At 59.6% G+C, this 19,125-nt stretch carries 14 protein-coding genes and 1 tRNA gene; 3 read left to right on the top strand and 12 right to left on the bottom strand.

Annotation, left to right across the window (positions count from 1 at the left end; genetic code table 11):
* Window positions 1-11 precede the first annotated feature (11 nt).
* The 12 genes from dop to B9Y51_RS09370 all read right to left on the bottom strand — a co-directional run bounded on the left by dop (window position 12) and on the right by B9Y51_RS09370 (window position 13,278).
* Window positions 12-1,598: a depupylase/deamidase Dop gene (gene dop, locus B9Y51_RS09425; RefSeq protein ID WP_218189209.1), complete on the bottom strand. Its 1,587-nt coding sequence runs from the start codon at window positions 1,596-1,598 to the stop codon at window positions 12-14.
* Window positions 1,595-3,304, bottom strand: a complete 1,710-nt coding sequence (gene arc / locus B9Y51_RS09420; protein ID WP_085529502.1) for a proteasome ATPase — start codon at window positions 3,302-3,304, stop codon at window positions 1,595-1,597. Before arc ends, dop begins: the two co-directional genes overlap by 4 nt.
* 26 nt (window positions 3,305-3,330) lie before the next feature.
* Entirely contained in the window at window positions 3,331-4,374 is a 1,044-nt protein-coding gene (locus B9Y51_RS09415; protein ID WP_048678300.1) for a tRNA (adenine-N1)-methyltransferase, read from the bottom strand.
* An 88-nt stretch (window positions 4,375-4,462) separates the two neighbouring features.
* Window positions 4,463-5,563: a site-2 protease family protein gene (locus B9Y51_RS09410; protein WP_085529501.1), complete on the bottom strand. Its 1,101-nt coding sequence runs from the start codon at window positions 5,561-5,563 to the stop codon at window positions 4,463-4,465.
* A gap of 6 nt (window positions 5,564-5,569) precedes the next feature.
* Entirely contained in the window at window positions 5,570-6,868 is a 1,299-nt protein-coding gene (gene mshC, locus B9Y51_RS09405) for a cysteine--1-D-myo-inosityl 2-amino-2-deoxy-alpha-D-glucopyranoside ligase (protein WP_085529500.1), read from the bottom strand.
* A 32-nt stretch (window positions 6,869-6,900) separates the two neighbouring features.
* Window positions 6,901-7,731, bottom strand: coding sequence for an undecaprenyl-diphosphate phosphatase (locus B9Y51_RS09400; RefSeq protein WP_085529499.1), 831 nt, complete (start codon window positions 7,729-7,731; stop codon window positions 6,901-6,903).
* A 161-nt stretch (window positions 7,732-7,892) separates the two neighbouring features.
* Window positions 7,893-8,201 (bottom strand): hypothetical protein, encoded by a 309-nt coding sequence (locus B9Y51_RS09395; protein WP_085529498.1) that lies wholly within the window; start codon window positions 8,199-8,201, stop codon window positions 7,893-7,895.
* Window positions 8,202-8,282: 81 nt separating this feature from the next.
* Window positions 8,283-9,245: an L-lactate dehydrogenase gene (locus tag B9Y51_RS09390; RefSeq protein ID WP_085529497.1), complete on the bottom strand. Its 963-nt coding sequence runs from the start codon at window positions 9,243-9,245 to the stop codon at window positions 8,283-8,285.
* Between the two features lie 159 nt (window positions 9,246-9,404).
* Window positions 9,405-9,493, bottom strand: a tRNA-Leu gene (locus B9Y51_RS09385).
* 120 nt (window positions 9,494-9,613) lie between these two features.
* Complete coding sequence (locus B9Y51_RS09380; protein ID WP_085529496.1) at window positions 9,614-10,597, bottom strand: MaoC/PaaZ C-terminal domain-containing protein; 984 nt, start codon at window positions 10,595-10,597, stop codon at window positions 9,614-9,616.
* Window positions 10,597-11,937 (bottom strand): 3-oxoacyl-ACP reductase, encoded by a 1,341-nt coding sequence (locus B9Y51_RS09375; RefSeq protein ID WP_085529495.1) that lies wholly within the window; start codon window positions 11,935-11,937, stop codon window positions 10,597-10,599. The genes B9Y51_RS09380 and B9Y51_RS09375 overlap by 1 nt, the downstream gene beginning before the upstream one ends.
* A 36-nt stretch (window positions 11,938-11,973) precedes the next feature.
* Entirely contained in the window at window positions 11,974-13,278 is a 1,305-nt protein-coding gene (locus B9Y51_RS09370; RefSeq protein WP_048678287.1) for an acetyl-CoA C-acetyltransferase, read from the bottom strand.
* Between the two features lie 137 nt (window positions 13,279-13,415).
* On the opposite strand from B9Y51_RS09370, the gene B9Y51_RS09365 reads away from it, so the two are divergent.
* From B9Y51_RS09365 to pepN, 3 genes are all read left to right on the top strand, one after another.
* The gene (locus B9Y51_RS09365) at window positions 13,416-14,117 is read left to right on the top strand and encodes a TetR/AcrR family transcriptional regulator (protein ID WP_158088286.1); all 702 of its coding nucleotides are present in this window, start codon (window positions 13,416-13,418) and stop codon (window positions 14,115-14,117) included.
* Between the two features lie 56 nt (window positions 14,118-14,173).
* Window positions 14,174-16,333: an acyl-CoA dehydrogenase family protein gene (locus B9Y51_RS09360; protein WP_085529493.1), complete on the top strand. Its 2,160-nt coding sequence runs from the start codon at window positions 14,174-14,176 to the stop codon at window positions 16,331-16,333.
* A 128-nt stretch (window positions 16,334-16,461) separates the two neighbouring features.
* Complete coding sequence (pepN, locus tag B9Y51_RS09355; RefSeq protein WP_085529492.1) at window positions 16,462-19,059, top strand: aminopeptidase N; 2,598 nt, start codon at window positions 16,462-16,464, stop codon at window positions 19,057-19,059.
* Window positions 19,060-19,125 lie beyond the last annotated feature (66 nt).

The following is a 19,125-nucleotide window of genomic DNA, read 5'->3' as shown; positions in this document are numbered from 1 at the left end:
TCCTTTCTCCATCATTGAATTTTACGCAGGCCCAGACGGGACAGGGCCTGATGCGCGTTCGAGCTGGAATTGATCACATGCTCGGTTTCCTCGCGAGTCCACCGCGCGGGGTCCTCCATAAGCCACCGGTGTCGCCGATCCGTTGCCGGGTCTGTGACCGTGAAGACATCCCACCCTGCGGAATCCACCTGGTGAGGCCAACGGCCCAAAATCTTGCCGCGGAGGTAAGCCCGAGTGTTTTCGGGAGGCTCGACGACGGCGTCGTCGATTGAGGCGTCGTCCACAAGAGTTTTCATGCGGCCCAAAGAGACCAACTTGGTGTACAGACTTTTCGACGGTCGTAAATCGGCATATTGAAGGTCAAGTGCCTGAATCTTGGGATCGTCAAGACCGACACCGCGTCCTTCGTATTGCCGGATGAGAGCGTACTTGGCAACCCAATCCAAGCGGTTAGCCAACGACAACACATCGTTTTCCAAAGCCTCAAGAACATGGAACCAGAGGTCGAATGTCCGCCGAGTTCGCTCGTCGTTCCATCCACGTTTTTCCGCCAACTGTTGGGCGGCCTCGGCATAAGCCCGTTGAATCTGTACGGCCGTCATTCGACGTCCGTCCTTGAGCGTCAGGAGTCGCTCCAACGTCAGGTCATGACTTGTCTCGATCATGGCCTGCACCGGGTTTGCCAACGTGAGGTCCGGCACCTCGTCGTGCTCGATGAGCGTCAGCACGGCGGCCGCGCTCGCCAGTTTAAGGAGTGTCGAAGTATGAGACAGGTTCGAATCTCCCGTAATCACGTGGAGGCGACGGAAGCGCTCGGGGTCCGCGTGAGGTTCGTCCCGGGTGTTGACGAGCGGCCGGCGGATGGTGGTTTCCAAGCCGATCTCTCGCTCGAAGAAGTCGGCCCGTTGGCTGATCTGAAAGCCAGGCCTCACATGATTCGCGCCGATGCCCGCACGGCCGGCGCCCGTGATGACTTGACGCGTCGCGAAATACGGCAAGAGATGACGCGCGAGTTTCTGGAAATTCAGGGATCGGGGAACTAGGTAATTTTCGTGAGCGCCGTAAGAGACGGACTTATTATCCGTGTTGTTCTTGTAGAGGTGGATGGCCTCTGGCCACGACTCGGCGTACCTGCGTCCGACTGACGTGGCCGCCGCAGCAGCGATGCGATCGCCTGCGAGGTCCCAAATCGTCGCGTCCCAGGGGTTGGTGGTCTCCGGCGCGGAATACTCAGGATGCGCATGGTCCACATAAAAACGGGCCCCATTAGGCAACACGCGGTTCATCACGGCACGGTCCCAGAACGATCGGTTCACCATGCTCGGGGAATCATCCAGAACCTCCCGAGCGATGTCTTCGCTGGTCAATACGTGACCTTGATGGGTCAGCTGACTCGGGTGTGCTTCCGATTGCCCCATCTGGAACCCACGGGCGTCTTCCAACGGCGATTCGGAGGCATAATCCCACCCGGATTCGGCGGCCGCATGGGGGTAGCTGTCGACCACCAAGGTCGACAGCACCGAATCATTGGCTCCAGGGTTGTCCGGGCAGATGATGCCGAATTCCGTTTCGGTGCCCATGGCACGTTCGAAGATCATGAAATTCCTCGTTCAGAGTGGCTGGCCTCCAGGCTTCCGCTAGGAAATTCAATGCCTGAGAGCGGAACCGAATGCCCAATTCGTCCCAGCCAATCTTCAACGTCGCCTCGTGATGCGGAATCACGCTGTTGCAAGAATTCCGTCCGGGCGCTCTCCACGAGATGCTCGACGCTCAAACCCTTCACCTCATCGTCCAGGAAGGATTTGATGGCGAGTTTTTTGGCACGATCCACGATGTTGTGGATCAAGGCACCCGAGAGGAAATCCGACCAATACGCGGGGATTCGCCGGCCATCGACCAAGACGGCGTCCAAGTACCGATGCTCTTCGTCCCGGGTGAAGATGTCGGCCACCACCGTTTCGATCATGGATGCAGCCAGTGCATTTCGGTCGCCACCGTACTTCGAGACGTCGTCCGCACGAAGCGGCAGCTCGGAGTGCACATAGAGTCCAAAGATCTCGCCGGTGCCTTGGTAATCGGGCCTATCGATGCGAACCTTGACATCCAGTCGACCGGGCCGAAGAACGGCAGGGTCGATCATGTCTTCGCGGTTAGTGGCGCCGATGACGATGACGTTGTCCAACGACTCGACGCCGTCGATCTCGGCGAGGAGCTGAGGAACGATGGTCGTTTCCACGTCGGAAGACTTGCCCGCACCACGCGTTCGGAACAGCGATTCCATCTCGTCGAAGAAGATGACGACGGGGTTTCCTGCCGTAGCCTTATCCCGGGCGCGGGCGAAGATGGCGCGGATCTGCCGCTCGGTTTCACCGACGAATTTGTCGAGCAATTCCGGGCCCTTGATGTTGAGGAAGTATCCGCGCAATGTGCCGTCTTGCGCGTCACCGGTCATCCGATCGGCCAGGGACTTGGCCACGGCCTTAGCGATCAAGGTCTTGCCGTTTCCGGGAGGACCATAGAGAAGAATGCCCTTCGGCGGCTTGAGATCGTGCTCTCGATACAGCTCCGGGTACAAGAACGGAAGTTCGACGGCATCGCGGATCTGTTCGATCTGAGGCGTCAGGCCACCGATGTCCTCGTAGGAAACATTCGGAGTATCTTCCAGCACCAGGTCTTCGGCGTCGGATTTAGGCACGAGCGACAGCGCGATGCCACTGGCCGAATCGAAGGAGACGGCGTCGCCAATCTTGACCTCGGATTCGACCAACTGTCCCGAACGCAGGGCGACGACTTGGTTATTCGAACCGGTCCCCAACACCAAACGGTCGGAACCCAAAATCTCCCGGACGCTCGCAATCTCACCGGTTTCGCGATATCCGACGCAGGCACATGCCCCGACGGTTTCCGTCAGCAATACGGTCATGCCGACTTTGACCTCATCGAGCGATAGCACAGGGCTCACCGGGATCCTGATCCGGCGCCCGCCCATCACCACGTCCAGGCTGGCTTGGGTCGATACGAGCGGGGCGACGTCGTCGTTCATGGAAGACGACCAGATATTGCGGTGATTGACCCGGACCACTTGGGCCTGGTTCATGGGAGCTTCGAGATCTTGAGCGATGGCCTGCTTGAGACGCTGAATATCGCTACGTGCCCCTTCCAGGGCACGGACCAATTTGTCGTTGCGTAACGTTGATTCCTTCAACTGTTTATTGAGGTTCAAGCGTTGGTCGCGCAAGACATTGAGCTGCCGGAGGGTCATCTCGTGGTCGCGCGGGTTGATCGTGGATTCAGATTCGGCCATGAATCCATGTTCTCACCGCGGCGACGTTACTGACCACTAGTGTCCGCATCGTGTCCGGAGCGTGCGGCGTTCTGCGCTTGCCGTTGGGCATCCCGTCCGGCACGGCGCAGTTTACGGTCTGAGACGTTCCGCTCGCCCAACGACATCGGAGTCCATGCATTCATGTCTTCTTCGGTGAAATCTGACTTCGAGGCTCGTCGCTTGGGAGCCAGGCGTTGCGCACCATCGGCGAGTCTGCGAGCCGAGATGAGGAATCCTGTGTGTGCGACCATGCGGTGGTCGGGCCGGACGGCGAGTCCTTCGACGTGCCATCCGCGCACCATAGTCTCGAAGGATTCGGGTTCGGTGAAGCGACCATCCGCGCGCAATGCCTCCGCAACGCGAGATAGCTGCGTCACCGTAGCTACGTAGCACATGATCACGCCGCCCGGAGCGAGAGCAGTCGCGACGGCGGATACGCACTCCCAGGGGGCGAGCATATCCAAAATCGCGCGATCAACGGTGCCCGGCGCTTCAAACTCCCCCAGTTGTTCAGCGAGGTCGCCAAGGGTGAGTTCCCACGCGGGATGCGGGCCGCCAAACATCGTTTCGACATTGCCGGCAGCAATATCGGCAAATTCCTCACGACGCTCGAAGGAACGCAAATGACCGGAATCGCCGATGGCACGAAGCAAGGAAATGCTCAAAGCGCCGGAACCAACACCGGCTTCGATCACCCTCGCCCCCGGAAAGACATCCGCCATAGTGATGATCTGGCCGGCATCCTTCGGATAGACCACGGCGGCACCGCGGGGCATCGACAGAACGAAGTCCTTGAGCAACGGGCGCAGCGCTTGATACTGGAACCCGACGGAATTGGAGATGACGGTTCCTTCGGGCTTGCCAATCAAATCGTCGTGAAGCAGAACCCCTCGGTGGGTGTGAAATTCACCACCTTCCACCAAGGTTATGGTGTTCATGCGACGGCGTTCGTCCGTGAGCTGCACCCGTTCACCTGCGCGGAAGGGGCCCCTGCGGTTTTGCGCGCCGGTTACGGACGTTGGCCGATGCTCCGATGATTCTGAGGCCATGAAAGTGCGACTCCTGACGATTCACGATCGAAATTGATTCGCGCACCATTCTCGCACGTTGGGCCGCGCTTCATGGACGCGCTGGGCATCAGTCGCGCTGGCTACGTCGAACCGCTTCGATCACATCGGATTCAAAGAGCACTGTGGGCTGCCCGTCCCACGACTTCACAGGCCAGATGCGCCCCGGCAATTGAGCCACAAAGGACATCAGGGCGTGCCCCTGGAGACCCTCAGGCACCGGGCGGTCCCACGTCGCTGAAACCATGAGTCCTTCGGCACTGACGTCGTCGTCGCCAACGGCCGATGCCTCCGCCATGGCCGCGGCATCGACCACACCCCGTGCTTGACCCCGGTCGTCGGTGACCAGGTAAACCCCTCGGGGATCTTCGAGGGGCGGAAATGCGCTGAGACGGTCGGTGAGCCTGACGGCGGTGGTGGGTCTCGCCAGAGCCACGACGGAAATTCCGTCCACGGCCTGGCGCAGGTGGACATTTCGGAATGCCTGCGAGGATCCGGAGATGACGATGAAGGCGACCATCATGGTTAAGACGATCATGCCCACGTTGTGCCACGTGCCCGAGAGTATGAGCCATGCGATGAGCCCCGCGGCGGCCAGGTAACCGACGACGCCGGCCGTCCGGGTTCCCGTGTCTCGGTTCTTCGTCACTTTCCACGCCAAGGCCTCTACTGCATAGCCGCCATCGAGGGGAATACCCGGTAGGAGGTTGAACAGACCCACAAATCCGTTCGAAGTGGTGATGAGATATAGAACCAAGGCCGGCCAGCCCGTCCAATCGAGGCCGGCAAGGAGTCCCCACCCGATGCCGGCCAGAACGAGATTCGCGACGGGGCCAGCAAGCGAGACGATGGCGGAACGCCCCGCGGTGGCATGAGATGACCTAAAGGTCGTGTGGCCGCCCATCAAGGTCAGGTTGATGCCAGAGACCGACCAACCGAACCCCTTGGCCGTCAACCCGTGGCTGAGTTCATGAATGAGCACGGAGATCGCGAGGAGCACGGCAAAGGCAAAAGCCGCCAGGTATGCTCCAGGGCCAAGCCAGACGAAACGTTGCGAGAGGTAGCTTCCGTAGCCGGCGATGATCAGGATGGTCAGGAGAAACCAGGACCTCGAGAGTCGGACCGGAATTCCCGCGATCCGGCCGATGAGATAACCTTCATGACCGTTCATGGAACCTCAGAGGGTGACGCCCAAGCGGGCTTCGACGACACGTGCCACTTCACGGCGGTCTCCAGCGGGGCCTCCGGCCTCCACCTGGGACACCCACTCGTCGAGGGCGTGAAGTGCCTTCGGAGCGTCGAGATCCTGAGCTAAAGCCTGACGTACCGCCGTGATGACGGCATCGCTAGAGCGCGTGTCGTCGTCGGTGGGGTCGGCCGTCATGACGCGCCGCCAAGCCTGAATCCTTGCCTCAGACTCGTCCAGAAGCTCCTGTGTCCAGGACCAATCGGTGCGATAGTGGTTCGCCAAAATGGCCAATCGGATTGCTGACGGGTCGACGCCTCGCTCGCGAAGTCGAGAAACGAGCACGAGGTTTCCCTTCGATTTACTCATTTTCTCGCCGTCGAGTCCCACCATGCCGGTATGCACGTAGTGTTCTGCCATGCGGTTCTTCGACATCGCATAGGCATGCCCTGCACCCATCTCGTGGTGTGGGAAACGTAGGTCATTGCCACCGCCCTGGACCGTGTAGGGCATCCCAAGAAAACGTTCGGCAATAACGGTGCATTCGATGTGCCAACCGGGGCGTCCGGGACCAAGAGAACCTCCGTCCCAGGACGGCTCGCCCTCACGATGAGCGCGCCATAAGAGTGCGTCAAAGGGATCCTTCTTGCCGGGTCGCTCTGGGTCTCCCCCACGTTCGGCAAAGAGCGGTCCCATTTCTCGTTCGGAGTAATTGGATACGTATCCCAGATACCAGCGAGCCGGCTCATGTTCCGTATCGGCGGCCGCTCGTACGTCGAAGTAGACGTCGCCGTCCGGATGCTCCACGCCGTCGTCGTCGGTATATCCGCTGGCCCGGTATGCCAAGCCGTCCTCGATCATCCGCTCTACCCACGGAACGATCCAATCGACCGACTCCGTGGCTCCAATGTAGTGATTCGGAGGGATGACGTTGAGTGCCTCCATGTCTGAACGGAAAAGATCCGTTTGCTCTTCCGCGAGAGCCTCCCAGGAGACGCCGGTCTGTTCCGCTCGTTCCAAGAGCGGGTCATCCACGTCAGTCACGTTTTGGACAAACGAGACGTCGTATCCCGCATCGATCCAGGCCCGATTCAGCAGATCGAAGGTCACGTACGTGGCGGCATGTCCCATGTGCGTTGCGTCGTACGGAGTAATTCCGCACACGTACAGAGAGGCCGATTCGCGGTCTTCGGGAAGCTTCACGATCTCATGGAGCCGTGAGTCGAATACCGACGGCACAGGGCCGGCGGTCTGAAGATCAGGAATGTGCGGTGCGGACCACGTACGCATGGACGCCTTTCGACGGGAGCGGGCGGGAAGATTTATGCGGCGATGACGCCAGTGCCGAGCAATACGAAGACGAGCAGACCGACGGCGATTCGGTACCACACGAAGACGCTGTAGCTATGGCTCGAAATGAATTTCAGGAGCCAACCGATCATCACATAGCCCACGGCAAACGCGATAATTGTGGCCAAGATGGTGGGTCCGGCCGAATAGAAGGGGTCAAATCCGTCGGAGAGCGACTTTGCCAATTTGTACAAACCGGAGAGGAAGACCGCGGGAATGGCCAACAGGAAGGAATAGCGTGTTGCGGCCTTTCGGGTATATCCCATGAAAAGACCGGTCATGATGGTGCCGCCCGAGCGTGAAACTCCGGGAATCAACGCGAGGGCCTGTCCCAATCCGTAGAGAACGCCGTGCTTGACGTTAAGGTCATCGAGTTTCAGCTGTTCTTTTCCGATGCGGTCAGCAATGGCCAGGAAAACACCGAAAACGATGAGCATGGTCGCGGTGATCCATAGGCTACGGAATTCCGTGTCGATGTAGTCCTGAAGGAGCAGACCCAACACACCGATCGGGATGGATCCGATGATGATGAACCAACCCATGCGAGCATCGGGGTCTTGCCGGCTGACCTTTCCTCGAAGGGAGAGGAACCAGCGAGAGATGATGCGCACAATGTCCCGCCAGAAGAACAAGATGACGGCGGTTTCCGTACCTAATTGGGTGATCGCGGTGAACGCGGCTCCCGGGTCATCCTTATGAGGCAGTAGCTGCCCCACGATGCTCACGTGCGCCGATGATGAGATCGGCAGGAACTCCGTCAGGCCCTGAACGAGGCCGAGAATAATTGCTTGTATCCATTCCACGCCTCGACTCTACATACTCATCTTCGGGCTTCTTCTCAGGCACCACACTTTGTGGGTGAAGTTACAGGCTACTCATTGTGACTTGTCAGCTGTTCGTTAAAGAAGAACGGCAGGAACTCCGTGATAGGAGTCCCTGCCGTCGTTCCAAGCTGGCCGAGATATTACCGAGAGGGAGTCTCGTCCTCGTCGTCCTCATCGAGATCCTCGAAGTCGTCGTCTTCGTCCAGATCGTCGAGTTCGTCGTAGTCTTCTTCGTCCTCGTCGTCATCTTCCACGAAGACTTCCAGCGGGGTGACTTCGTTATACGCGACGTAGATGGCGTCCTCATATACCTCAAAGGCATCCGCGATACCGAGGTAAGCATTTTCCACGGCGGTGTCCTGCTCGCCGCGCTTGGCTGACAGGGCGGTCAGATGTTCCTCGAGAGCCTGAATGAGCGAATTGAGCGCGACGCGCGGTTCCGTAGTCATGCTCCTAAACTAGCCGACTTTTACGCCCGTGAAAACACCGATGGTTCGATCTAGCAGGGCAACTGTGAGACTTCACCTCGCTCAGAATCGAAGTCCGCTCATGGACTGTTCGAGAGCCTCCGCCGAACGGTGCAACTTGGCCAGTTCTTCATCGGACATCGGAACCTGCAAGCGTTCCCGGATGCCATTCTTATCTACGATGGAAGGAACGGACAGGGCAACCCCGCTCACGCCTCGGTAGTCTTCGAGGACGGTCGACACCGGAAGTACTGCGGCTTGATCGCCCAAGACGGCTTCGACGATGCGTGCGCCCGCAAGGCCGATGGCGTAGTTGGTTGACCCTTTGCCGTCGATCACTCGATAGGCGGCTTTCATTGCTTGCTCAGCCAGTTCGATGCGCCGTTCCTCCGGGAATAGTGGGTCACCGTTATCGTCGACCCACTCATCGATCGGAACTTGTCCGATATTGGCCTGGGACCACAGGGGAAATTCGGAATCTCCGTGCTCCCCCATGATCACCGCATGCACACTCGAGGTCGCGACGTTGGCTGCTTGACCAATGAGCAGCCGAAGCCGGGAGGTATCGATGACGGTTCCCGAAGAGAAGATGCGGTCGGCGGGCAGCCCTGAGATCTGCTGGGCGACGACAGTGAGGACGTCGCACGGATTCGTGACCAACATGTAGACGGCGTCGGGTGCTACCTCCAACAGCTGGGGCAACATGGTGGAGAGAATCTTGACGTTGGCATCGGCCAATTCGAGTCGAGTTTGTCCGGGCTTTTGCCTGGCCCCGGCGGTGATCACCACCATGTCGCTGTCGCGGAGAATCCCGAGGTCTCCGCTGCCGACAACGGGCGTACCACCGGCGAACAATGAACTGTGGGCGATATCCAGGGCTTCTGCTTCAGCTCGGGAGCCGTCAATGTCGTACAGGGCGATATTGCGAGCGGACCGGCGCATCATGGCGGCGTACGCCATGGCCGACCCCACTCCTCCTGCTCCGACAATGCCCAATTTCGAGGTGGTCCGGAAATCACTGGTCATGGTTACTGTCCTCTCTCCCAAGGCTCACGTGGTGGGGTCGACGCCCCAGAGTCATTTTCCCACAGCCGTGTCCGAATATGTGGGAATATTTGGGAATTTCGAGGTTAAATACCAAAAGGCCCCGGCCGGAAACTTTCGTTCCGGCCGGGGCCTTTTCCCTGGTGCGCGAGGGGGGACTTGAACCCCCACCCTCTAATACGAGGACTAGCACCTCAAGCTAGCGCGTCTGCCTATTCCGCCACCCGCGCAGGTGATCTCGGGAGCGAGCTCCCGGGCAACGAGTAATAACTTACTGGATGCTCGACGGGCACGCAAATTCTCAAGCTCCGATCACCTGTGATGATCGGCACTTCCCGAGATCTTCGAAGCTACTCCGGGCGATTCCACGCGAATTCGAAGTTCTTCCGTGCCTTACGGCCAATTCCCCGAATGCGACGTCGTCCCTCAGGTGCGGCCCGATCCTTCCAAATCTCCACGGTGGACGGAAGGACTACGGGCGATCCAAATTCCACCGTCCATTGTCCGGGGCCTGCCGGGTCATCGGCCAGCTGCCCCAAGGCCCTGGAAGCGCAATACATTCCGTGGGCAATGGCACTGGGGAACCCAAACACCTTGGCCGAAGCAGCGCTGAGGTGGATCGGGTTGGCATCGCCCGAAACCTTGGCGTATTTACGACCGGTTTCGGAAGGAAGTCTCCAGCGTCCGATGAGCCGAAATCCTTCACGAGGATCTTCTCGCCGCGTGGACTCCGCCTGCGAATCCTTGCGGACGGCGGTCTCGTCGTCTTGAGTGGTCTTGGCCTGCTTGGATAGATACAGGGACTCGTCACTGAAGGCCAGCTCGCCCTTGTCGTCCCAAATCTCAGAAAGAATGGTGACGGTCACTCCCCTGCGATGGGTCCCGAACTCTTTAACCCGGGACCGAATCTTGACCGTGCTGTCCACGGCGATGGGCCTCCGCTGCGTGACCTCATTCTTGAGGTGGATTAGGCCTAGCAGCCGGAGCGGAAACGTGCGACTCGTCATCACCTCTGTGGAGATCGGAAAGCTGATGGCGTGAAGGAATCCACCGTGAGCGTCCTCCCCGGCAGGCGCATGCACGACGGCGCAAAAAGCAGCGTGCTTTTCGGCGTCGACCTTCACCCGACGCTCGGCCACTTCGAGCGCCTCGGGTGCAGGCATGGCATGGCGTGCCGGAGAATCCGACGAGCCGCGGCGATGCAGCTGCTTGTCGACGGCGGCCCCCAACTCTTTGACCAGGATCTGGCCGTAGAATTTCGCCGCGCCGGCCGAATCACCCTGTACGCTGGCTCCGCTCTTGGGCTTGAGGCTCTTGATGCTCGGAAATTTCATTAGGCACCCACCATCGACTGTCCGCACACGCGAAGGGTCTGACCGTTGATGCAACCGGCGGCGTCTGAGACCAGGAAGCCAACTGCCTGGGCAACATCCTCCGGCCGGCCGCCTTGCTGTAAGGAATTCAGCCGACGCGCGACCTCGCGAGTCACGGTTGGCATCGCCTTAGTCATGTCGGTCTCAATGAACCCGGGAGCCACCGCATTGATGGTTCCTCCGGCTTTCTGGAACTCCTGGGCCATGGCGGAGACCATGCCGATGATTCCAGCCTTCGACGCCGCGTAGTTCGTCTGCCCCCGGTTACCGGCGATGCCGCTCGTGGAGGCCAGGGAGACGACGTGCGGCGTCGAGCCGAGCACCCCAGAATCGAGTAGCTGCCGATTCATGGCCAACTGTGAGGCCAGATTGACGGCCAAAACCGATCCCCACTTGCTCTCATCCATATTCGCCAAAGTCTTATCCCGAGTGATACCGGCGTTGTGCACCACGATGTCCAACCGGCCGTAGTGCTGCTGAGCCGCCTCGGCGATACGCTGACCTGCCTTGGGATCCGTGATGTCGAGCTGAAGCGCTCGGCCGCCGACGCTATTGGCGACCTTGGTGAGCGCCTCGCCCGCCCCGGGGACGTCAACCAGAAGAATCTTCGCGCCATCGTCGCTCAGCCGGCGGACGATGGCTTCACCGATTCCTCGTGCGGCGCCGGTGACGACGGCAACCTTTCCCTCAACCGGATGATCGGCGTCGGACGGAGTCTCGGCATGGCCTGACCCCACGGTGAGGGGCTGACCGCTGACGTAGGCGGAACGCGAAGACAGGAAGAATCGCAATGGTCCGGTGACCGCGTCACTATGGGTCGCAGTTCCAGGGGCAATGCTTAGGAGATTGCAGGTCGCTCCTTTGCGCATCTCGTGGGCCAGGGAACGCATGAACCCCATGACACCTGCCTGGGTGGCAACGAGCTCCGGGGTGTCCCCCGACGTGCTGTCTCGGCCTAGGACCAGGACCCGACCGGAGCTCCCAAGGCTACGGAGGGCAGAACCGACGGCCAGCGCCGGCCTTTGAAGGTCAGACGGCTGTGCCGCCGACGTGAAATCGACGATGATCGCGCCGTATCGCGTATGTGCCTCCGGGTGGCGTCGAACCTCGAGCCCCCAACCTAGAAGAGTCTCGGCGAGGTTGTCGGATGCGTCATCTCCGATGAGCAAGACCTTCTGATCCTTCAGCAGGTCTTGCCCCGGTTCGTAGCGGCGCAGCTCCACGGGTTGCGGTAAGCCGAGGGCCCCGGCGACCTTCTTGCCGAGGGTTGAATTAACGATTTGTGTGTAAGAATCCTTCATCGCGTTCTGAGCTTCCTCCTGAAGTCTATGGGTGGACTAGTTGGCGGGCTTTTCGGCTTCGAGGATCATGGCGACGCCGAGTCCTCCCGCCGCGCAAACAGAAACGAGTCCGCGCTGGGTCTTGCCGGTTTCTGTGGCCTTCTCGTGAAGTTGCTTTGCCAGGGAGGCGACGATTCGTCCCCCGGTAGCGGCGAAGGGGTGGCCTGCTGCAAGCGATGAACCGTTCACATTCAGCTTGGACCGATCGATGGAACCCACGGCCTGGTCGCGACCGAGCTTTTCCCGGGCAAATGTCTCAGATTCCCAAGCCTTGAGATGGCACAGGACGGTGCCCGCGAAGGCCTCGTGAATTTCGTAAAAGTCAAAGTCTCCCAGACCGAGATGATTGCGTTCGATCAGCTGTGGCACCGCGTAGGCGGGGGCCATCAGTAGTCCCTCGTCGCCGTCGACGAAGTCCACGGCCGCGGCCTGTGCATCGACCACACGGGCCAGAGGTGTCATGTTGTGCTGATCTGCCCACTCCTGGCTGCCCAAAAGCACGGCCGATGCGCCGTCGGTCAATGGCGTCGAGTTACCTGCGGTCATGGTCGGTTCGCCGGGAAGGCTGCGACCGAAGGCCGGGTTCAGCTTCGCAAGCTTCTCCAGGGACGTATCCGGACGAAGATTGTTGTCCCTATTCAATCCGCGGAAGCCGGTCACCAGATCATCGAAGAATCCGCGATCGTAGGCGGCAGCAAGATTCTGGTGGCTCGTCAGGGCAAGCTCATCTTGGTCCTCCCTGCTGATCTCCCAGTCAGCGGTCGTAATGGCTTGATGCTCGCCCATGGAAAGTCCAGTGCGCGGTTCACCCGTTCCCGGGGCTTGCGGCTTGATATCGGCCGGGCGCAGGGAAGAAACGGCAGCGAGTCGTTGCTTGAGGGTTTTTGCCCGGGCTAGTTTGAGCAGTCCGCGGCGGAGTCCTTCGGAGACCACGATGGGCGCGTCGGAAGCGGAATCGACACCGCCGGCGATGGCAGAGTCCATCTGACCCAAACGAATCTTGTTGGTCAGTCCCCAGACAGTTTCCAAGCCGGTTGCGCACGCCTGCTGAACGTCGTAGGCGGGGGTTGATGATGAAAGGGCCGAGCCCAAGACGGCCTCACGCGTGAGGTTGAAATCCTTGGGATGCTTGAGGACGGCGCCCGCCGCGATTTCGCCGATGTGCTCGCCAGCAAGGCCAAATCGAGCTGCCAATCCGTCAAACACACTCGTCAGCATGTCCACATTGCTGACCGAGGCATAGGCCCCGTGTGAACGTGCGAACGGAATGCGGTTACCACCGAGAACATAGGCCTGAGACATGGATCCTCCGGATCTAGAAGGTTGTGGAACGACGGCGCAAAGCGCTGAATTTCGCTCGAGCGAGAAGCCGATTCCCACCGCATCGTCCCTTGTGACTGGGGTTACAAAAGTCAAGAGTACCTGATACTCTGCGTATCGTGAACACCAACGAGGCCGTCAAAACACGGAAAGATGCGTCCATCGAATCGTCCGCCCCCGATGGGCGCGCGACTCGATGGCAAACCCACCGTAAGGTGCGGCGTCGTCAGCTTCTTCGGGAAGCCCGGTACGCGATTCACAAAATCGGTCCGCAAGCCTCTATGGAAGAGATCGCCGCCCATTCTGGGACGTCCAAGTCGGTCTACTACCGATACTTCACGGACAAAGCGGGTCTCAGCCAAGCATTGGGTGAATTTTTGCTGTCAAGCCTGGAACAGAAAATCGTCGAGGCGGCCGCCAACGGGTCATCCCCGGCGGATACCGTGCACCGGATGATTGACGCGTACCTCGTGATGGTTCAGCGTTCGCCGTCCATCCACGAATTTGTGACGTCTCATGCCGGATTGGGTTGGGCACGTCTGGATGGTGACGAAGCCCCGACATCGTCATTGGGGCTCTTTGCCGATCACGTCGCTCACCTCTTGCTGGCCTCCTTGCGAAATGTTGCCCAGGAGAGTGGGGAACTTTCCTTACCGGACGACGTCTCGCTCGACTATTGGGCCCGAGCTGTGGTCGGGATGGTTCAATCCGTGATCGAAAAGTGGAGCCGCGCCTATGTCAAAGGGGAAGCCCCATCCCGCGAACAAACGGTGGATCAGCTCACCCAATGGATCCTCATGCCCTTAAAGGAGCACACATGACTCAGACTTCGGAACTCCCAGACCGCCACACCAACCCATCAGATTCAGGAGTAAACATGCCGCTGAACCCCACATCCTCCTTGACGGATGACGCCGCGGCGTCGCACCCGAAAGCGTCCAAAGGATCACCTGAAGGCACGTCTCAGGGCCCGCTGGACGAGGTGCAGGCCGTTCAAGGACCGGACACCGACGAGCGAATCGATGTCGAGACGCTGCACGACAAGCTCATGGGCCCGTGGAAAGAGGTCCGTCAGAAGGTTCGGGATCTCATTGAAGATCCGGCGTTGCACAAGGTCGATACTCTCAGCTATCAGGATCACCGCGAACGCGTCCTGCAGCAGCTTCAGATCCTGGTCGAAAACCACGTCGTACATCGCGCCTATCCTGAGTACGTTGGCGGCGGCGAAGATCCCGGCGGAAATATCGCTGGGTTCGAAGAGCTCGTGGCGGCCGACCCCTCTCTGCAAATCAAGGCCGGCGTCCAATGGGGCCTCTTTGGTGCCGCCGTTCATCAACTCGGCACCCAGGAACACCACCGCCGCTTCCTGCCAGGAATTATGAATTTGGATGTTCCCGGCGCCTTCGCGATGACCGAGATCGGCCACGGCTCTGACGTGGCCTCCATAGCGACCACGGCCACCTACGATCCCGACAGCGAAGAGTTTGTGATCAATACTCCGTTCAAATCGGCGTGGAAGGAATTTCTCGGTAATGCCGCTCAGCATGGCAAGGCGGCCGTGGTTTTTGCTCAGCTGATCACCGAGGGAGTCAACCATGGAGTCCACGCGTTCTACGTGCCGATTCGCGACGAAGACGGGGTGAATCTTCCCGGTATCCAGTCCGAAGACGACGGGCACAAGGGCGGCCTCAACGGAATCGATAATGGCCGGTTGGCTTTCGACCATGTCCGGATTCCCCGGACCAATCTGCTCAATCGCTATGGGGACGTTGCCGACGACGGGACCTACTCCTCCCCCATTGATTCTCCAGGTCGCCGATTCTTCACGATGCTCGGAACACTCGTTCAAGGCCGCGTGAGCCTGGACGGCTCGTCCGTCAATGCCTCCAAGATCGCGTTGAGCATCGCCATCCGATACGCATATGAGAGGCGTCAGTTCTCCGCGGGCGGAGAGACCGAAGCAACGCTCATGAGCTATCAGCTCCATCGGCGTCGGCTTTTGCCTCTGTTGGCCCGCACTTACGCCCAGGCCTTTGCCCATCACGGATTGCTATCGACCTTTGATGATGTCTTCTCGGGCAGAGAGGACACGCCGGAAAATCGTGCGGAATTGGAGACCTTGGCGGCGTCGCTCAAGCCACTGTCTACGTGGGGTGCTTTGGAGACCCTGCAGGAGTGCCGTGAAGCTACCGGCGGTGCAGGCTTCATGACCAAGAACCGTTTCACGTCGCTCTACCAAGACCTGGATGTTTATGCGACGTTCGAGGGTGACAACCACGTGCTTTTGCAGCTGGTGGCTAAGCGCTTGTTGGGTGACTACTCGAAGGAATTCGCGGGGCTCGACGTCGGAACGATCACCAAATATGTGTCCTCTCGCGCGGAAGACCTTGCATTCAATCGCACGGGACTTCGGAGCGTTGCCCAGCTCATTCACGATACGGGTACTCAGAAAAAGTCGGCCAAGGCCCTCAAGGACCCCAAGTGGCAGCGTGAACTCATGCAGGATCGCGTGCACACCAAGGTCTCAGAGGCCGCCGAGGCGCTCCGGCCGGCACGAAAGATGTCGGCCACCGATGCGACCAAGGTCTTTAACAGCCAACAGGTTAAGTTGATCGATGCCGCCCGTTCGCACGGTGAACTCCTCGCGTGGGAAGCCATGAGCGACGTCGTCGATTCCTTGGACGGAAAAACCCACGAAGTCATGACCTGGTTGCGAGATTTGTACGGTCTCACGCTGATCCACAAGAATTTGGGGTGGTACGTGTCCTACGGCCTCATCTCCACGCAACGCGGTCGGGCGCTGGAGGAGTACATCAATCGGCTCCTCGACAAAATCGAGCCCTATTCCTTGCAACTCGTGGAAGGCTTTGGCTGGACCCAGGCACATCTCCGCGCCGAAATTTCCAGTGGTCTGGAAGAGGTGCGACAGGCTGACGCTGCGGAATACTTCCGAAAACTACGGGCCTCGTCGGATGCTCCGGTGGATGAAAAGACGCTGATGAAGATGAAGTCGTCTGGTTCGGGCAAACGCCGTTAGGCACGGAGAGATCGCTGCTGAGCATAGCGACATGACAAGGGGCGGACGCACGGAAAATGACCGTGCTTCCGCCCCTTATCCGCTTGTGCGTCCGAGAGTTACAAGGTAAAACTCCTATACTCTGTGGTGTGCGTAACGATAATTTGACCTTTGATGAAGCCCAGAACCGATCCGCGCTCCTTGAGATGGATCGGTACGACGTCCACGTGGACCTGACGTACGCAGCCGATCCGACGATGGAGTCTTTTCCCGTTAAGGCGACCATCACCTTTTCGGCCGACGTCACCGGCCCGGAACCAGCGTCGACCTTCATCGAGTACATCCACCACAGCGTCGACTCGGTGACTCTGAACGAGCAGCGTTTGGATCTGGCACAGGTGGTCCATGGCAGTCGCATTGAGCTACCTGATCTTGCGCCGACAAATACGCTCGTGATTCACGGTCGTTCGCTGTACTCCCGTTCCGGGGAAGGGTTACATCGGTTTATCGATCCTCAGGATCATCGCACGTACCTCTATACGCAATACGAGCCATCCGATGCTCGCCGTGTATTTCCCACCTTTGAGCAGCCGGACCTCAAGGCGAATTTCTCTTTCACCGTCACGGCCCCGAGCGACTGGGTCGTCGCGTCGAATACAGAGATTGTGGCGACCGAAGACGACCCCGTACTCGAGGGGGTTTCGCGACGACGCTTCGCTCCGACTCAACGCATGTCGACGTACATCACGACCTTGCTCGCCGGTCAGTACCACGCGGTGAGCTCCTTGTATCGACGAAGCGGGTCAGATTCAGGGGTCACGCCCATGACCCTGTATTGCCGGCAATCGATGGCCGAGTCCATGGACTCGGAAAATATCTTCGACCTCGTTCGGCATGGCCTCGATTTCTTCCAGGATCTTTTTGACTACCCGTACCCGTGGGGCAAATACGATCAGGCCTTCGTCCCGGAATACAACCTGGGTGCGATGGAGAATCCCGGATTGGTGACCTTCACGGAGTCGTATCTCTTCCCCGATGGGTCGACGGTGGCGCAACGTGAAGGCCGAGCCGATGTCATCATGCACGAAATGTCGCACATGTGGTTTGGAGACCTCGTGACCATGCGGTGGTGGTCCGATTTGTGGCTCAAGGAGTCTTTCGCCGAATTCATGGGTTCCTTGGCCGCAGAACGGGTCGGAGGCTACGAGGAAGCGTGGGTGACGTTCGCCAATCGTCGGAAAGCCTGGGCGTATACGCAGGATCAATATTCGACCACGCACCCGATCGTCGCCGATATTCCCGATGTTGAGGCGGCCAAACAAAACTTCGACGGCATCACCTATGCCAAGGGCGCTTCGGTGCTCAAACAACTGGTCGCATATGTGGGCTTCGAACAATTCATTCAGGCGGCCCGCGTCTATTTCAAGCGACATCAATTCGGGACCGCGGAGCTCTCGGATTTCTTAGCGGTCCTCAGTGAGGCCTGCGGCCGCGATCTGAGTGAGTGGGCCCGGGCCTGGTTGCAAACGGCCGGTGTCACCCACTTGACGTACAGCGCCCAACGTTCAGAACTCGCGCAAACCTTCCCCGATGAGGCTTCGCAGGCTATCGGTCGCCCCCATGTGCTCAATCTCGCGACATTCTCTTTGGACGCCGGCTCCCTGCAGCGAACCCAGGTGGTTCCCTGCGAGGTATCCGCGGGTGCCGAGAGCACGTCGACGACCGTATCCCTGGACGTCTCTCCCGCCGGCGACGCCGAGAGCATCGTTGTGGTCAATCAGGATGATCAGACCTATGCCCTAGCCCTGCTGTCCGAGTCCGATGTCGAGACGGCGCTGGAGTATGGACACACGATCAGTGATCCGTTGGACCGGGGCGTCTTGGGCAGCTCGCTGTGGAACATGGTTCGGCTGGGCCAGATCGATCCTCGCCGTTACCTCGAGCATGTGGGCCGGGGACTCAGCCGCGAGAATTCCCCTACCCTGCTGGACACCCTACTGATCCATGCGGGTACGGCACTGCGGTCGTATGTCCCTGAACCGGAACGGACGTCACAGCTCGAGTCCTTGGCCGCACACCTGCGGGACGGCTTGGCATCGGTAGAGGAAGGAAGCGACCAGCAACGAGTTCTGGTACAGCACAGCCTTGTCTTGGGCCGTGAATCTGGAGCGCTGGCCGACATTGCCTACGAGCTCCTGGACTGGGCGACAACCCATCCGGGCACCCCGTGGCGAGGCCTGACATTGGGAGACCAGATCCAGTGGCTGGCTCGGACGGCGCTTGCCGCTCACGGTCGTCTCACCCGTACCGCCCTCGAAGAGTCCTATGCAGCAAACCCCAGCCAGTACGCCGCCATCGGTCACGCGCGTTCGTTAGCCGCCTTGCCGAGCACAGACGAGAAGGCTCTGGCTTGGGAAAGGATCTTCGGCGAGGATCTCTCCAACGACCTACTGTCGGCGACGGCAGTGGGCTTAATGACCGGCGACCCAGCTCTGAGGCAAGGGCAAGGGGCTCAGTACTTCGACGGACTCGGCGCGGTCTGGGCAGACCACTCGATCGGTATGGCGACCCGAATTGTCAGGGGCCTGTTCCCCACCGTGGACGACGACGTCGACCCCGTGGCTGCAACCCAGGAATGGCTCGCAGATCATCCTGACGCGCCCCGGGCCTTGCGCCGTGAACTGACCGAACGTTCTGAGGACGCGATCAGGACGTCGCGCATACGCGATCTATGGTCCAAAATTTAAAGAACCTGATGTGGCACCCTGACGATCCGCGGGACGGCGAGGAACACGACCGTAAGATTCGCCGCG

Origin of the sequence: Kocuria massiliensis (assembly GCF_900169715.1) — a bacterium.
Taxonomy (GTDB): domain Bacteria; phylum Actinomycetota; class Actinomycetes; order Actinomycetales; family Micrococcaceae; genus Rothia; species Rothia massiliensis.
Note: the sequence above shows the minus strand (reverse complement) of the source record. Positions and strands in the feature narration are given on the sequence as shown.

Coding starts and splice junctions, on each gene's coding strand:
- B9Y51_RS09380 (WP_085529496.1), bottom strand. CDS start 10,597: ATGAAATTTCCGAGCATCAAGAGCCTCAAGCCCAAGAGCGGAGCCAGC.
- B9Y51_RS09375 (WP_085529495.1), bottom strand. CDS start 11,937: ATGAAGGATTCTTACACACAAATCGTTAATTCAACCCTCGGCAAGAAG.
- B9Y51_RS09410 (WP_085529501.1), bottom strand. CDS start 5,563: ATGAACGGTCATGAAGGTTATCTCATCGGCCGGATCGCGGGAATTCCG.
- dop (WP_218189209.1), bottom strand. CDS start 1,598: ATGATCTTCGAACGTGCCATGGGCACCGAAACGGAATTCGGCATCATC.
- B9Y51_RS09360 (WP_085529493.1), top strand. CDS start 14,174: ATGCCGCTGAACCCCACATCCTCCTTGACGGATGACGCCGCGGCGTCG.
- B9Y51_RS09395 (WP_085529498.1), bottom strand. CDS start 8,201: ATGACTACGGAACCGCGCGTCGCGCTCAATTCGCTCATTCAGGCTCTC.
- B9Y51_RS09390 (WP_085529497.1), bottom strand. CDS start 9,245: ATGACCAGTGATTTCCGGACCACCTCGAAATTGGGCATTGTCGGAGCA.
- arc (WP_085529502.1), bottom strand. CDS start 3,304: ATGGCCGAATCTGAATCCACGATCAACCCGCGCGACCACGAGATGACC.
- B9Y51_RS09370 (WP_048678287.1), bottom strand. CDS start 13,278: ATGTCTCAGGCCTATGTTCTCGGTGGTAACCGCATTCCGTTCGCACGT.
- mshC (WP_085529500.1), bottom strand. CDS start 6,868: ATGCGTACGTGGTCCGCACCGCACATTCCTGATCTTCAGACCGCCGGC.
- B9Y51_RS09415 (WP_048678300.1), bottom strand. CDS start 4,374: ATGGCCTCAGAATCATCGGAGCATCGGCCAACGTCCGTAACCGGCGCG.